This is a genomic window from Singulisphaera photorubra, assembly GCF_045290345.1.
Taxonomy (GTDB): Bacteria; Planctomycetota; Planctomycetia; order Isosphaerales; family Isosphaeraceae; genus Singulisphaera.
The window spans coordinates 1,338,242-1,353,372 of sequence record NZ_CP155447.1 but is presented as its reverse complement, the minus strand read 5'-3'; the positions used below and the strand labels follow the sequence as shown (position 1 = coordinate 1,353,372).

Sequence of the window (15,131 nt, the reverse complement as noted above, 5' to 3'; positions counted from 1 at the left end):
ATTTTGAGAAATGTTCGTTGGTTAGGTTGGGACTCGCCATTTCGTATCTCGTAGGGTAAAGCCGCGAATATCAAAAGGAGGGTGGTCGGTGCCCACCCTTTTCGAAGATAATTTGTTTGAGAGGTGATTGTCTCATGATCCGTTGCTCGTCGCAGACCGTGCAGTTCTTGGCGACGGCGGCGATCCTCGTTTGGGGATTGGTGCCGCGTCAACTGGCGTTGGGGACGCCGGGGCGGGTTCGCGAGACGTTGCGCTGCGACCTGATGAGCCGTGCCGACTACGACCAGATGGAGCGGGGCTATTACGAGCAGATTCTCGACGCGGGACGGAAGCTGGGCGGATCGGCCGCGGGGCCACGGCAGGGGGCTGGTCCGAGCCAGGTCTGTCAGAGTGTGGACGACTTGCGCGAGTTTGTGCTGAAGCCGAGCCTGTCGGTCAGGCAGCCGGTTGGGGTGAGTTGGAGCACCAACGACCTGGGGATGCGCGACCGTCCTTATCCCGTGGCCAAGCCGGCGAACACGATTCGGATCGGGCTGATGGGGGACTCGATTGCGGCCGGTTGGGGGGTCGGCGATGACCTCGGGTTTGAACCGACACTCGAGCGTTGGTTCGATGAGCGGTCGCGCCAGGCGGGTGGTCCAGGCATCGAAATCCTCAATTTCGCCGTGCCGGGCCGCAGCCCTGGCCAGCGCTGGTATCACTTCACACAGGTGGGCTGGGTGACGGAGCCGGACCTGGTCCTCTTCGAGGCGACCCAGGCCGATGTGGGCTGGGCGGTGCGCCGGCTCCGCGAGCTTCTGCCCCGCGGGATCGGCTGGGACTCGCCATTGTATGTCGATATTTTGTCGGCGAGTGGTGTGATGCCGGGCGAGACGGGCCAGACTTACGAGCGAGCCCTGCGGCCTTATACCTGGGAACTCACCGCCTCGGCGTATCGTGCGATTGCCGAAGGGTGTTCGTCCCGGGGGGTGCCGTCCATCTTGGCCGTGATCCCCCGAGTGGGCCGGACGGTGGACGCGGCGGATCATGAACGGCTGCTCGCGATGGCCCGAGACGCCGGATTCTCGGCGGTGATCGACATCTCTGACGCCTTCGATGGAATCGATCCGGCGACCTTGACGGCCCGCGCTGACGACTACCATCCCAACGACAGGGGCCATGCCCTGCTCGCCCGGCGGCTCGACGAAGCGCTCTGGCAGCACCCTCTGCTGAGCCAGCTTCGCAACCGAAAGGGGAGCCCCGGCGGGTCGCCGGTCCCGAGTTTGCCGGATTGATTTTCGGCTTGGAGTCAGCCTTTCAACGTGATTTCCGACCCGTTGCTCGAGTTTCCGGGAGGATGACCTAGAATAGACGGGTGGACTCGAGGCTCCTCAAGAACGCCGTTGGCCTGGACTTTGTGGTGGCCAGCAAGCCAAAGTCAACCCACGCGAGGCCCAGGGCCGGCGAGATTGGGTTCCGAGGAATCGATATGCCGACGGATGCAAATACCGTGGAACCCGCCGCCGCATTGCTGGGGGACGAGGTGCGCGACGTCCGGGAGACGACCTGCTGCATCGTCGGCGGTGGTCCAGCGGGGGTGATGCTGGGACTCTTGCTGGCGCGGCGGGGGGTACCGGTCGTGGTGCTCGAGTCGCACAAGGATTTTGATCGCGACTTCCGGGGCGACACGATCCAGCCCTCGACGCTGGAAGTCCTCGACCAGTTGGGCCTGGCCGCCCGCATGCTGGAGACGATCCCACACGGCCAGATCCGTGGCTTGAAGGTGACGACTCCGACCGGGGACGTCACTCTGGCGGACATCGGCCGGCTCAAGACAAAGTATCCGTATATCGCGACGCTTCCCCAGGCGCAGTTTCTCGAGTTCCTCGTCGAAGAGGCGCGACGCTTTCCCAGCTTCGGTCTCGTCATGGGAGCCAATGTGCAGCGGCTCGTCCAGGAGGATGGCGTTGTCCGTGGGGTCCGCTATCGCGGTCAAGACAACGGCTGGCACGAAGTGCGGGCCGCGCTCACGGTGGCGGCCGACGGCCGCTTCTCCAAGATTCGCAGCCTGGCCGGGCTGGAGCCGGTCAAGTCAGCACCGCCGATGGACGTCGCCTGGTTCCGCTTGCCACGCCGGCCGGACGACCCCCGCGACCTAGGCGCGCTTGCCATCCACGCCGGCCACTTGGCGGTCGTGTTGGAGCGTGCTGAGGAGTGGCAGGTGGGGTACGTGATTCTCAAAGGGAGTTTCCAGCAGCTCCGGGAGAGCGGTCTGGAGGCGCTGCAACGTTCGTTCGCGGAGTTGGTGCCGTGGTTGGCGGACCGGGTCGGACTGTTGACCGATTGGAAGCAGGTCTCGGTACTCTCGGTCGAGTCGAGCCGACTCAGGCGGTGGCACGAGCCCGGGCTCTTGTTGATTGGCGACGCGGCCCACGTCATGTCTCCCGTGGGAGGCGTCGGGATCAACGTGGCCATTCAGGACGCCGTGGTGGCGGCGAATCTGCTCGCCGAGCCGCTCCAGGGAGGTCCGCTCCAGGAACGGGATCTGGCGGCCGTCCAGACGAGCCGTGAGTGGCCCGTTCGGGTCATCCAAGGGGTCCAGGAACGAATGCAGAAGTTGATCGTCGCCCAGGCCCTTCAGCCAGGGAAGTCGTTCCGCCTCCCCCTCCTGCTCCGAATCGTGCTTCGGCTGCCGGTCCTCCGCGACTTCCCGGCCCGCATGATCGCATTCGGGGCCCGCCGGGTCCGTGTCGAGGAGAGCCCCAGGCGGTAATCAATCGAGCGGCCCGGTTCTTGGCCCTGGATTTGCGTGATAAGATTTCTTTTGGAATGTGACCAGCGCTTTGAAATTTAACTGTTTGCATGCACGCTAGGTATGCATCATGACCGCAGGTGAAGGCCATGTTTTGATTGTTGAGGACAGCCTGGCGATGGGTTATGCTGCGGGCTCAATTCCAGGCGTTTGGGTGGGAGGTTACGTTGTCCAGGACCGTGGCCTCGGCCCTGGAGAACCTTGATCCTCCGCCCGATTGGATTCTTCTTGACCTCTGGCTTTCCGATGGTGATGGCGAGGACGTTTTGCGGCACGTGCGAGCGGCCGGGATTCCGTCTCATGTGGCCGTGATTTCGGCCGGGCTCGACTCGGAGCGGATCGCCAGCCTGCAACCGTTGCAGCCCGACCTGATGATCCCGAAGCCCATCAGTTTCGAGAAGCTGCTCGAGGCCTGCAAATTGACTCGCTCCGCGGGCCGGGACGAACCTGATTCCGCCGGTCGGCCTCACCTGCGACGATCGGACTGAGGGGCTGTCTGGCTGGCCTTTTCTCCCTGTTCCCTGGGGTTCCCGCTCGGGGATTTGGAGGGAGAACCGAGCCGCTGCGCGCGGCGGGGCCGCGTCGGTTTCGACCGGCTGCCGTTTCCGGGCGACTGGTCGCCGTATAGACTGAGATGGTACGATCGCGTTCGGTTTACAGCTGAGAATTGGGCATCGAAGGCGACCTGCTCCCATGAATCGACGGCTCTCACGACTCGGTCTGTTGCTGGCCCTGGCGGCTCTGGCCCCGGCTCCCGACGCAAAGCGGGACCGGCAAGTCGGCGAGTCGTTCCAGGTGCCCTACCGCCTCACCGACACGAATCACTTTCTGGTCCGGGTCCGGATCAACGGCAAAGGACCGTTCAACTTTCTGGTCGACACCGGGGCTCCCGCGCTCTACGTGTCGACCGAGACGGCCAAGAAAATTGGTCTGGAGCCTGCAAAAGACGCCTTCTGGACTCCCGTGGAGCGCATCGACTTCGAGGGGGGAGCCAGTTTGACCGACCTCAAGGCGCGGGTGGAAGACCCGTTCCAACTGGTCGGTATGAATGCCCTGGGATTGCCCGGCGCGTCGATCGACGGCATCCTCGGGTTCACCGTTTTGGCCCGGTTCCGGCTCGAGCTCGACCCGACCCGGGACCGGATGACCTGGACCCGGCTCGCCTTCGAGCCGAGAGACCCCCCTGCCCCCGACCGCCGGCCGGGAGATGGGCCGCCGGCCGAGATGCAGGCGATGAACCTCCTGGGCCCGGTCGCCAAGTTCGCCGCCGCCCTGGTGGGCAAGCAGCCTGAAGAGGAACTTCACCCGCGCGGTTTCCTTGGCCTGGAACTGGCCGAGGCCGCCGACAACGGCGTGCGCGTGGACCGTGTCCTGGCCGATACCCCGGCGGCGAAGGCGGGCGTTCAGGCGGGCGATCACGTCGTCCGACTGCTCAACCGCAACGTCAAGAGCCTGAAGGCCGCCCTCGACGCGTTCGCCGAGGTCAAGCCCGGTGACCGCGTCCCCCTGTCAGTCCGGCGCGGTCCGGCGACCCAAGAGCTGACTCTGACCGCCGGGGAGGGATTCTGACCAATGATCACGTTGATGAAATCGGCCTTGTCTCATCGGACCATTCTCACGGCTACGCTGGCCGGACTCGTGGCGTTCGGCGGCCCGGCCTCGGCATCGGCCCAGGCTCCGGCACCGACCGCGCAGGCGGAGAAGGAGAAGACGAAGGATCAAGGGAAGAAAGGGACGGTTCCGTTTGAGATGCTCGCGACCAACCACATGGTGGTCCGGGCCAAGCTCAACGGCAAAGGCCCGTTCGACCTGATCTTCGACGTCGGAGCGCCGATCACCTTGCTGACCAACAAGGCGTCGCTCGAGTCGGGTACGATCAAGGCCGATGCGCCCCGATCGTTTCTGTTTTCGATCCGAGGGGAGTCGGAAGTCAAGAAGCTCGAGATGGGTGAGATGACGGCCGAGGACGTTCCCGTGATCGTTCTCGACCACCCGCTCTTGAAGGCGATGGGGGATATGCTCGACCGTCCGCTCGACGGGATCATCGGCTACACGTTCTTCGCGCGCTATCGGACGACGATTGACTACCAGGCGCGGAAGATGACGTTCGAGCCGGTTGACGGTCCGGTGCGGAACCTCATGAAGGACCTTCCCGACCGCCTGGCCGGCCCCCGAGTCGCCCGCCACCGGACTCTCGCCCCCGGCGGTCTCTGGGGACTAAGCGTCGGAGATCCGGTCGACGGTTTGAACTCATCCGGCGTGCCGATCATGTCGGTTGTCGCCGACTCACCCGCCGCGACCGCCGGCCTGAAGCCGGGCGACGTTCTGACCACCCTCGACGGCCGCTGGACCACCTCGATCACCGACGCCTACGCTGCCGCCGCGGGCGTCCCCGCCGGCCGCGAAGCGCCCGTGGTCGTGCTCCGTGACGGCAAGGAACTGACCCTGACGGTCAAACCCGTGGCGGGCCTTTAAGCGAAGAGCGTGCGCGGCCCATCGGTTTTGTCGGATGGGCACGGCCCACCAGGGTTCTGCCCCTGAGGGTGAACTGTCACTCTCAGGGGAAGCCGCTCTAATTCTGATCCTTCTTCCACGTCGGGAGCACGACGTCTCCGAGGTCTTTCACCTCGCCTGGCTCGACCTGCACGCTTTTCAGAATCGGTCCGGTCGCCTTCTTGGGGGCGCTTCCGAGGGCGTCGTATTTCACGCCCGGGACGAGGCCCTCGATGCGGAAACGCCCCTCGCCGTCGACCGTCGGTTTCTCAACAAGGTCGCCGGCCTCGGGGTCGGGACGCTCGCGGGTTGTGCTGAAGATCTCCACGTCGGTCCGGGGCTTCCCTTCCTCGTCGACGACCCGGCCGATCACGGTGCCCCAGGGTTGAAGTTGCGCGGTGAGTGGGTCCGTCTCGTCACCGCGCAGGGCGAGCGAGCCGGCGAGTTTGCGGCCGCGATGGATGAAGTCGAGCCGGTAACGGCCCGAGGGCAGTCCGGTGACCACGAAGGTCGGGTTCCCCGGGGTTTGTTGCGGGTTCTGGAAGACGTCGAGGGTGCGGACCTCGACTCCGTTTCCGAAGAGGAGGGGCTGGCCGTCGGGATCGACCATCGTGCCCGTGACCGTCCGGCCCGGATCGGCCTCGAGATTGAGGTCGACGACGTCCTTCCCGGGTGCTGAGTTGATCTCCGCAATGACGTGCTGGTCGCTCGGTATGAAATAGTAGGGATAGGTGTTGAAGGCTCTGAGAGCTCGATCGAAGCCTTTGATCGAGTCGATACCGAGACCGTGGAGGTATCGCTCTTCATTCGCCCGTGCCGCGATGAGGCCGCGACCCGGCAGCGCCGCGATCGTGAACCGGCCGTCACTCCCCGAGATGGGGACCCGATTGACCTGGGTATTCTGCTGGGAGTTCGGAAACTCGCCCAGGTACGCGTTATCCCGAAAGGCGTGGTAGATGACTTTGCCTTCGAGGGGCCGTCCCGTGGCCTTGTCGGTCAGCCGCCCGCGCACGAGGATCCCGCGTTTCAGGGCCAGATCGAAGGTGAACGGGCCGGGCTTGGGCTCGACGGCCGGGGAGTCGAACGTGCAGTTCACATAAGGCTGGCCGATCGGAGCCTCGGTGAAGAGCCTGATCCCGCGCGAGAGGGACAGGCCTTGGATCTGGTATCGTCCCTGGGCGTCCGAGGTCGCCTCGACATCGTGCGTCGGGATCAGGCTCCCGCTGAGAATCGGCATCCCGGTGATGTGGACTCCGGGGATGGGAGCGCCGGTGTCCTGGTCGCGGATGGTGCCGACGATCGGTCGCGCCGGGGCGGCGGCGTGGTCGAACCGGGCACCGTAGTAGATGATCGCCCGGCCATCGACCAACTGTGGGTCCTTGGTGCGGATCGTGGGGACGTCGCGGGTCAGGATATACACCTCGGTCGTCTCGATCCCCGGTCCGGCGATCGAGGCCACGGCGATGCGGTCGCGGGGCATTGCGTCGATCCGGAACCGGCCGTCGCGTCCGGTGCTGGCTGAGAACCGCTCGCGTGTGTGGTTGAGGTTCAGCCCGTATGGCTCCTTGCCCAAACGCTTGATCGTGTCGATCCAGGCATCGAGCTTACCGTCGGGGGGGGTGTATAACCATTTGACGTTGACCATCGCGCCGGCGACCGGACGCCCTTCGAGGTCGACGATCCGTCCCACGACGTGGTCCGTCGGCTCGTTGGTTGGGACCACGGGCGCTTTGGGAACTTGCCGGGCCGAAGCCTCCTGCTCTTTAATCGGCTGGTCCGGGTCGATCGGATCCGACTCATAGCTCATTGCGGCCAGCGTGGTCCCGAGGACCAGCACGGCCGCCCCCGCGACCTTGAGCCGGGTCAGGATCCAGCCGCGCGAGAACGCCTTGACGAGGGCCGCGGCCGCGCCCGACGCGCCGCCGGCCACGGCTTGGACGGTGGTCGTGACCAGCGGTTTCGGGACGGCGCCTGGAGGTGCAAGCGGAACGGCGAGGGTGATCCCCCGCCGCGTCAGCCGGTTCCGGAGCAACTGACGCCCCTTGGCCAAGCGACCGCGGAGCGCCCCTTCGGACCAGCCGAGCCGCTCGGCGGCCTGGTCGCGGGTCATCCCCTCGAGGTCGCAGAGGACCAACGGCAGACGGAGCCGCTCGGGAAGTCGCTCGATCTCCTCGTGAAGCAATCCTCCGAGGTCGTCGGGCGCCGGGCTCTCGGCGACCCGCAAACCGCCCGCGGCGCTCTCGACGTCGCGGCGGCGGGCGGCGGCGGCCCCGGCCTGGAGCGCGACCCGGTAGGCGACCCGGTGCAGCCAGCCTCCGAGTGCCTCGCAGCCTTGGATCGATCCCCCCTTGCGAAAGAGGAGCACGAACGTCGCCTGGAACGCGTCGTCGGCCGCACTCGGATCCTTCAACACGGCCCGGCAGGTGTTCCGGACCATCGCGCCGTGCCGTTCCACCAGCGCGGTGAACGCGGCCTCGTCGCGGCGGGTGACAAACCGTTCGAGCAAGCGGGCGTCGGATACGCCCGTGAACGTCCCCTCCTCGAGCAGGCGTTGGATCTGCCCGAGTGTCCCCGACCCCGATGCCGTCGGCATTGCGCCTCCTCGTCTTCTTTGTCTTTGGTTCGAATGAGGCCCCACCAATTGAGAGAGCCGGCGCTGGCGAGACGGCAAAAGATTCTTGGCAAGAAATCAGGTGGGTCCAGGATCGCCCTTTGATTTTGGCCGCTCTCGCCGTTCGGGGGCAACTCTCCGCTCTTTGGGAATCCCGACCGTCTCGGGTTGACCTTCGCGCCTCGGTCCTGGCGTGTTAGGACTGTCATCGCGGTCTTCTCGAGCTCAATTCAAAGGTCGATGGCGGGAGGCCAAAGGATGGACTTCTCGTCCTTGCGGAGCGGCCTGGTTCCGGCGGAGACGGTCCCCCCTCACCCTTGGGACGGATTTCTGACCGGCCCTGAGAACGATCTGGCGCACGCGAGCGTGCTGGCTTTGGCGCGAGGCGATGGCCCGGGCCTTTCGCCTTTGGTTTTGCACGGACCGGCGGGAGTTGGCAAGTCGAGGCTGCTGACCGGTCTGGTGTCGGAGCGGCTACTTCGGCATCCGGAATCGGCGGTCGCGCATATGGAGGCCGAGGCGTTCGCCGCGGCCTGCGCTGAGGCGGCCGGGCAAAATGGGGGCTGGGTCGAGCTCCGCAGCCGGTTCCGAGGACTCGATCTGTTCGTGCTTGAAGACCTGCACACGCTGGAGCGCGCTCCTTTGGCGTTGACGGAATTGACCCACACGCTCGACGCTCTCGACGAGGCGGGGGCGAGCGTGGCCGTCTCTGCGCGGGTGGGGCCGGGTCAGTGGTCCGGTTGGCCCCCACGCCTGGTCAACCGGCTGGTCGGGGGCCTGGCCGTTCGGGTCGATCCCCCGGGCCTGGCCTCGCGCCGGCGGTACTTGCTCGACCGCGCCCGGGCCCGCAAGATCAATCTTCTGGCCGAGGCGGTCGACTCGCTGGCCGAGGCGGCCGACGGCTATCGGACCCTCGACGGCTGGCTTGCCAAACTTGCCCTCGAGTCCCGCGTCGAGCGCAAGCCTCTCGACCGTCGACTCGTCACTCCCTTGGTCGACGGCGAAGCCACCGACCCGGCCCTGACGATCGACCAGATCGCTCGCGCCGTCGCGGCGAAGTTCGGGGTCTCGCTTCGCGACCTCCGCTCGAGCACCCGCCGCAAGACAATTGCCGAGCCGAGGCACCTGGCGATGCATCTGGCGCGAAGCTTGACCAGCCTGAGCTTCCAGGCCATCGGCACCTATTTCGGCGGCCGCGACTCCGCGACCGTCCGCCACGCCTGCAAGGCCGCCGCCGCCCGCCTCGCCGCCGACCCTGCCCTGGCGTCGGCCACCGTCACGCTCGCCCGGCGCTGGAGCCAGGGCGATACCGGCGGCGGAACGCCCTCCGCCTGAAGCGTCTGCCGAACTCTCCACGGTGGTTTTCAGTCGCTCGGCCCGGTGGCGGATGGCCTGGCCCATTCTCGACGATAGGAATGGACATGATATGATATAGGCTCCGGCTTCTTGCCGCGGTTTTGAGCCGATGGGCTTTCGTTTCCCACTCGCCTGAGCAGACCGCGGGGTGAATCTCATACCTTCGCCCGAAGCGGAGCGAGGGGTTGGGCGAGCCTCAGCCACCCAACCCCCCCCTTCCCTTTATCTTGGGATGCTTATGGCTTCTGCGGTTCGGGAAGCTTGTTCGCGGTCACGTCGGCCCCGTGTAGGTCGCCGTAGATTGCGCGGTGGAGGTTGGCTCCTTTGGGTTTGTACCAGAGGATGATCGTGTCGGCGTCGCCGAGCTTGACACCGTCAGGCTTGTAACCGAAGCCCTCTTTCAATTCGCGGGTCGCCATCATAAACCGGAGAATGGTCTGGACGGTACGGAGCCTCTCGGGGTCGGGGAGTGCGCTCTTCTTGATGTCCTTTGGGAAGAATTGATTGAACATATTGAAGTCGTCAAGCTTTGTCGGGAATGTCCCGCCGGACTTCTCGGTGTAGAGGCGGAGCAGGCGGACGGCGGCCTCTTCGATGTCGAGAAACTTCTCCGGGTCGCCTCCGAACACATCCGACTCCGTCCGGCGAAGGGTGTAGCCGGGAGGGGGCTCGGTGCTGAAGAGGGCCTCATCGACGTCGGGATTGATCACAAACTCGCTGAGAGTGGTTCGAATCTCCTTGCCCTGGACTTGCGAGGTCGTCTCGACCAGGAGGGGCAGCTTCGTGTTCGGGTCGATCCAGAAGACCATCTCGTCGTGAAGCTTCTTGACGCGGAAGCCCCGTGCCTTGACCCCGCCGATCTCCTTCTCGCCGGCCGGCACGCCATCGGAAGCTTCGAGCTTCCGGAACGATTCGACTAACCCGACACCGGAGTTCTCCTTCGGTTTTTCGTGTGGTTTGCTCTCGATCAGCAGTGCGCTCTTGGAACTCGGGTCGAGCATCAGGGTCTTCCCTTGGCTCGTGTTGCTGATGACGACCTGCCCCCCTTCCTGTTCGCTACGGCTCACTCCCGGGGCTTTGAAATAGGTCTTCATCGTCCCCAGCTTTTTTTGGTCGGGGCCGGATAACGTCATGCGGAACGAGTAACCCTGTGCCTCACGGAGTGTCTGCACCGTCGCTGCGAAGGCGACCATCGTTCCCCCCGACGGTGGAGCGCCGAGGTAGGACAAACCCCCGGCAGCCACCACGACCACGGCAGCGATCTTCATCATCGCGATCATCAACCTTCTCCTTCGGAAATGGAAAATGGGAGCTTCCACCCGGTCTGCCGCCATGAGCGCGGCGAGAGTTCGCGAGACCACCTCCTCAGATGGCCCTTCGGGCACAGGGACCTGTCGCATGGCATCCACCGCGCGGGAGAGGAGGTCGTCGGGGTTCGATGAGGGAGTGCTCATGAGGACTCCTTTTTGGGGGCGTTCGACGGTCCCCTGCCCGTCGCGGGATCGTTTCCTTCTCTTCCCAGAGCGTCCGTGGGTGCGGAGGTCAGGAGCAGTTGGCGCAGGCGCTTCCGCGCTCGGTGGAGGAGCACCCCGACGGCATCGGTCGACATGGTCAGGTGCCGGGCGATCTCCTGATAGCTCCACCCTTCCAGGCCGTAGAGGCAGAACACCTCGGCCTGTTTCGGAGCGACCTGAGCGAGCGCGGCGCGGAGACTCTCGGTGAGTTCGGCATTCTCAGCCGCTTGCAAGGGGGACGGCCCGGAATCGCGGACCGCGTTCCAGTCGGCCATCCGCTGGGAATCGCCCTGCCGGCGGTTCCGGCGGAGCCGGTCCACCGCACGGGCGGCGACCATACGTTGAAGGAGACCTCGCCAGCACCTCACTTCGACGCGTCGGGAGAGCTTCAACGCGTCGAGGAACGCTTCCTGGAAGCATTCGTCGGCATCAGCCGAATTGCCCAGCAGCCGGTAAGCGGTCCGCCACACGGCTGGGCCGTCCCTGCCCAGGATCTCTTGCCAGTCCGGCATTCGTCTCATCCCTCACCCGCCACGGTTATCTAACATGGAAGTCGTCGGGTGAGGGCGTTTTCTTACAAGCGACGGGAAAAAAGGATGCGCCGAATGGCGGAAGCAGGAATGGGCATCGGGGAAGTTGGAGTCGTTGAGGACGAAATCGAGCATCACAACGTGAAACGAGGGCCTGTCGTGGGGTCGAATCGCGGGCCAACTTGGTTCGCGGAAGGGATCTGGAGTAGCAGATCAAGGTCCTCAATGCGATCAGTAGCACGGCCGGCCCGGCTCTGGATTCGACCGGGCCGGAAATCCAGCGAGATTCTCGCCCAGTCGCGGATCATTGCAAAAAAGAAAACGCAGAAACCCGTCGTGTCGCAGAACGGCCGGAAATCATGGGATTTGCCGAGACTGTAGCAAGGATACCGGGATCTCATTCCGACGCTCTGCATGGGAACGAGTTTCGAAGTGATCGAGTGGGTTGACGCAAACACCCCCACATCATCAGGACGGGCCATCGGCTCGCCATGACGATGTGGGGGTCGTGTGCAATCGTCGTTCGTCCTGAGTCACGTCGAGAGGACGATCCGCAGGGAGGCTCCGTCGAGCGGTGCCATTGTTCTCGTTTTTCAGGGGATGAATTCAACGCCGACGGCATTCGTCAGGTTGACGTTTCCCTTGGCATTCGACGTGATCGTGTTACCCGCTACCACGGTGCCGTAGCAGAAGCCAGAGGCGAAGACGCCGTAGCCCAGGTTGGTGCTAATCTCATTTCCCAACACGGCGTTGCCTTGGGAGCACTGGATGGTCACGCCATTGCCCAAACTATTGAGAATCTTATTCTGCAAGGCGGTTGCCCTGCCCCCAATGGTGTTGGACGACGTGCCTGCTCCGAGCAAGATCCCCCCGAGGTTGTTGCCCAGGTTGGCGGTGTCGTTGAAGTTTGTTCCGATGTAGGTGTGAAAAACCTCGTTGTTGTTGGCTTTGCCAGTGAACTCGATCCCGTAACGGCGATTTGACGAGATCGTCACCTGGGGCTCGACTGACGGCTTGAATCCACCGATGGCATTTCCGTGGGCATTTCCTGAGATCTTGATGCCACTGCCTTGATTCGGGATCGACGTCTGGATTGAGGTGTTCGTCCCAACGGCTGTGTCGATCACCTGTACGCCAGTGGCTTGGCCGCCAAGCTCGATCCCGTTTCCGAGATTGCCCGAGACGATGCAGGTGCGGATCAGGTTGTTGCCGCCGCTGGACGTGATCAGGATTCCATTGAGGCGATTGGCCGCGGCGTCTCCAAAGGCGTAGATCCCGGCGAAGGTGTTGAACGAGATGAAGCCGCTGGCCTTGTCGCGAACTTCGATGCCGTTGCGATTGTTACCGGAGATCACGTTGCCCAAGGGGATCACGCCGCCGACCTGCGTGTTGTTGGACGTCCCCGAAACCAGGAGGCCATTGCCGCCATTGGCCACGATCGTGGCGTTGTTCGCCCCCACGCCCATGAAGTTGGCCTGGACCGTCGTGTCGTTGGAGTTGGTGATCCGCAGACCGTTGCCACCATTGCCGCTCAGCACGTTGTAGAACACGAACGGGCTCTGCTGGAGAGTGCAGCCGATCAACTGATTGCCGTTGGCGTTCTCGATCGCCACGCCGTCCAGCCGGTTGCCCAGGGCGGCATTGCCCGAAGCATCGGTGCCGACGAAGTTCCCGCTCAGGATGTTTTGCGTGGCACCTTTGTTGATCAGGACACCGTTGCCTTGGTTGCCCGAGATCAGATTGCCTTGGGGGGGGCGAACGAACACATTCGCCGTGGGGTCGTTTCCGCCGGTCGCCTGGCCACCGATCAGGTTCCTTGCCGCGCCTTGCGTGACGAGGATTCCGTTCTTGGCGTTGCCCCGTCGGAGGGTGCCAGTGGCATCCGTACCGATCTGATTCATGGCGATCTGGTTATCGTGCGAACCGTAGATCCCAATGCCGTTGCCGCGGTTGCCGCTGATGACGTTGGATAGCTGGAATCCGGTGTTGACCGTCGCCTGGAACGAGCTGGTACCCGAGGCGCCGATCACGAGCCCGACCACCTGGTTGCCGGCGACCGAATTGCTGCTGCTGATGCTCGGATCAACGCCGGGATAGTTGAGGTCGACCCACACCGCTGGTCCAAACGAACGGTCGGGATTGCGCCTGACCGTCACCCACGAGCCCTGCGCAGGATTGGCGGAGCCGGCCTGGACCGAGTCGGCGTTCAGCGTGTAAACGCCCGATTCGGTGCTGCTGATGCCCTCGAAATGGGTGATGAAGTCCCGCCCGATCGGCCCGTTCGGATAGGCGAACGAGGTCCAGTTCGTGTATTTCCCGGTCGCGGAGTCGTAATCGACCATGAAGCCATTGGAGACGTCCCCACTCGCGTTGAGGAGGGTGGAATAGCCGCCGACGATCGTGTAGCTGGTGAGGCCGTTATGCCAGATACCGTAGGCCGTGGTGCTCGTGGAGCCCGGATAGACGATGTCCGGCAGCAGCGTGTTCTGGGCGACGTCGTAGAGGAACGCATGCCCGGTGCCAATGGGCAAGTTCGCCACCGGACCGTCGGCGTTGCCGACCGCAAGACCACCCATCGTGCTGTGGACGTAGGTGAACTTGGCGCCCGGATAGTCGATCGTCCGGTAGTTGCCGCTCTGCGAGAGCTCGGCAGTCGTTCCCTCGAAGAGGAACCCTTGGACGGTGTCGTTGCCGGTCTTGTAGCTTCCCACCAGCCGCAGACGGTCTCCCTGAAGGTTGTCGGGACCGTAGACGCTCGTGGAAGTGGCCCCCGGGTAGTTGACCAGGTAACTCGCGCCGCCGGTGCCCGAGATCGGTCCTTCGTACAGGAGCCCGTTAAGCCCCGACGTCCCGACCATCAGGTACTGGTCGCTCGTGTCGGCAGGTCGGATGCCCTGCCAGGCCGAGACCGGCTGGATGCTCACGGCGGAGGCGTCGTAATAGCTGACGCTCGTCACCGGATCGCTGTTCCCGATCAAATTATCGCGAGACGACGCATCGATCCGGATGCCGTCTCCCCGGTTGCCGGCGGCCGTCTTTCCGTCGGCAAGAAGGCCGATGTAGTTGCCTTCCACGGTCACTCGCGAGGCGCGGAGCGTGACGCCCGCATCGCCGGCTTTCACCAGGGAAAGCGACTTGAGGAGCGAACCATCGGCCCCGTTCTCGAATCGGAGGCCTTTGGTACCTTGAAAATTCACGGTCACGACCGGTGAACCGGCAAACGAAGGCGCCGTGGAACCGTCGAGGGCCACGGTATCGGTGATCGCGGGGAGCGAGGTTCGGCCAACGCGGATCGTCCCGCTGACCTGAAAATCAATGCTGTCGGGACCCGGTTGCGCGTTGGACTCGAGGATCGCACGGCGGAGGGAACCAACTCCCGCTTGGTTGAGGTTCGACACCGTGAATGTGGACAGGAGCTGCCGATCTTCCAGCACCTCGATGCCGCATACCCTTGAATGCACGGAAGCTCGCCGCTTCGAACGCTTCATCCGGCTTGAGAACGCGGATTTGAAACGAATCGCATCACGGATCGACATCATGAGAGTGTCTTCTCTATTTGAACCTGCGCAATTCGGGACCCCCCGAATCTGCGTTGATCGGAGCCTTCGCGACCTCGGTCAGGTCTCCCGATTTCATGCTGGACTCTGGTCCAATGTTCCTGTGCCAGGAGGAAATTGGATCCAGAACTTGCCAGTGAGTGCCGGGTCTCACCTCATCCGCATCGATTCGGATTGACCTTTGTGCCACGCCTTGCAATCGAGCATAGAACGAGAATGCAAGAGTGATCCCCGAAATCGACAGAATGCGGTCCGCAAAACCCCGAAAGTCAGAAAAGC

The 15,131-nt window shown here is 64.1% G+C and carries 10 protein-coding genes; 6 read left to right on the top strand and 4 right to left on the bottom strand.

What is annotated here, in order from left to right:
• Positions 1-134 precede the first annotated feature (134 nt).
• From V5E97_RS05115 to V5E97_RS05095, 5 genes are all read left to right on the top strand, one after another.
• The gene (locus tag V5E97_RS05115; RefSeq protein ID WP_406698208.1) at positions 135-1,274 is read left to right on the top strand and encodes an SGNH/GDSL hydrolase family protein; all 1,140 of its coding nucleotides are present in this window, start codon (positions 135-137) and stop codon (positions 1,272-1,274) included.
• 194 nt (positions 1,275-1,468) lie between these two features.
• A complete protein-coding gene (locus V5E97_RS05110) occupies positions 1,469-2,752 on the top strand; it encodes an FAD-dependent oxidoreductase (protein WP_406698207.1) in 1,284 nt (427 codons plus the stop codon).
• 206 nt (positions 2,753-2,958) lie between these two features.
• Positions 2,959-3,279 (top strand): response regulator, encoded by a 321-nt coding sequence (locus V5E97_RS05105; protein ID WP_406698206.1) that lies wholly within the window; start codon positions 2,959-2,961, stop codon positions 3,277-3,279.
• Positions 3,280-3,484: 205 nt separating this feature from the next.
• Positions 3,485-4,360 (top strand): PDZ domain-containing protein, encoded by an 876-nt coding sequence (locus tag V5E97_RS05100; protein WP_406698204.1) that lies wholly within the window; start codon positions 3,485-3,487, stop codon positions 4,358-4,360.
• Positions 4,361-4,363: 3 nt separating this feature from the next.
• Positions 4,364-5,266 (top strand): PDZ domain-containing protein, encoded by a 903-nt coding sequence (locus V5E97_RS05095; RefSeq protein ID WP_406698203.1) that lies wholly within the window; start codon positions 4,364-4,366, stop codon positions 5,264-5,266.
• 97 nt (positions 5,267-5,363) lie between these two features.
• On the opposite strand, the gene V5E97_RS05090 is transcribed toward V5E97_RS05095, so the two are convergent.
• Positions 5,364-7,877, bottom strand: coding sequence for a sigma-70 family RNA polymerase sigma factor (locus tag V5E97_RS05090; protein ID WP_406698202.1), 2,514 nt, complete (start codon positions 7,875-7,877; stop codon positions 5,364-5,366).
• A gap of 276 nt (positions 7,878-8,153) precedes the next feature.
• Here V5E97_RS05090 and V5E97_RS05085 point away from each other — a divergent pair, with 276 nt between their 5' ends.
• On the top strand, positions 8,154-9,230 hold the full coding sequence (locus tag V5E97_RS05085) for a DnaA/Hda family protein (protein WP_406698201.1): 1,077 nt from the start codon (positions 8,154-8,156) through the stop codon (positions 9,228-9,230).
• A 257-nt stretch (positions 9,231-9,487) separates the two neighbouring features.
• Here the strand turns inward: V5E97_RS05085 and V5E97_RS05080 are convergent, their stop codons facing one another.
• The 3 genes from V5E97_RS05080 to V5E97_RS05070 all read right to left on the bottom strand — a co-directional run bounded on the left by V5E97_RS05080 (position 9,488) and on the right by V5E97_RS05070 (position 14,834).
• Entirely contained in the window at positions 9,488-10,705 is a 1,218-nt protein-coding gene (locus tag V5E97_RS05080) for a LolA family protein (RefSeq protein ID WP_406698200.1), read from the bottom strand.
• On the bottom strand, positions 10,702-11,277 hold the full coding sequence (locus V5E97_RS05075; protein WP_406698199.1) for an RNA polymerase sigma factor: 576 nt from the start codon (positions 11,275-11,277) through the stop codon (positions 10,702-10,704). Before V5E97_RS05075 ends, V5E97_RS05080 begins: the two co-directional genes overlap by 4 nt.
• Positions 11,278-11,888: 611 nt before the next feature.
• Positions 11,889-14,834, bottom strand: coding sequence for a beta strand repeat-containing protein (locus tag V5E97_RS05070; RefSeq protein ID WP_406698198.1), 2,946 nt, complete (start codon positions 14,832-14,834; stop codon positions 11,889-11,891).
• Between the last annotated feature and the right edge of the window lie 297 nt (positions 14,835-15,131).

What these genes read in the sequence shown, in the direction of transcription:
- V5E97_RS05070 (WP_406698198.1), bottom strand. Translation starts at nt 14,834, where the DNA reads ATGATGTCGATCCGTGATGCGATTCGTTTCAAATCCGCGTTCTCAAGC.
- V5E97_RS05110 (WP_406698207.1), top strand. Translation starts at nt 1,469, where the DNA reads ATGCCGACGGATGCAAATACCGTGGAACCCGCCGCCGCATTGCTGGGG.
- V5E97_RS05085 (WP_406698201.1), top strand. Translation starts at nt 8,154, where the DNA reads ATGGACTTCTCGTCCTTGCGGAGCGGCCTGGTTCCGGCGGAGACGGTC.
- V5E97_RS05090 (WP_406698202.1), bottom strand. Translation starts at nt 7,877, where the DNA reads ATGCCGACGGCATCGGGGTCGGGGACACTCGGGCAGATCCAACGCCTG.
- V5E97_RS05115 (WP_406698208.1), top strand. Translation starts at nt 135, where the DNA reads ATGATCCGTTGCTCGTCGCAGACCGTGCAGTTCTTGGCGACGGCGGCG.
- V5E97_RS05095 (WP_406698203.1), top strand. Translation starts at nt 4,364, where the DNA reads ATGATCACGTTGATGAAATCGGCCTTGTCTCATCGGACCATTCTCACG.
- V5E97_RS05100 (WP_406698204.1), top strand. Translation starts at nt 3,485, where the DNA reads ATGAATCGACGGCTCTCACGACTCGGTCTGTTGCTGGCCCTGGCGGCT.
- V5E97_RS05075 (WP_406698199.1), bottom strand. Translation starts at nt 11,277, where the DNA reads ATGCCGGACTGGCAAGAGATCCTGGGCAGGGACGGCCCAGCCGTGTGG.
- V5E97_RS05080 (WP_406698200.1), bottom strand. Translation starts at nt 10,705, where the DNA reads ATGAGCACTCCCTCATCGAACCCCGACGACCTCCTCTCCCGCGCGGTG.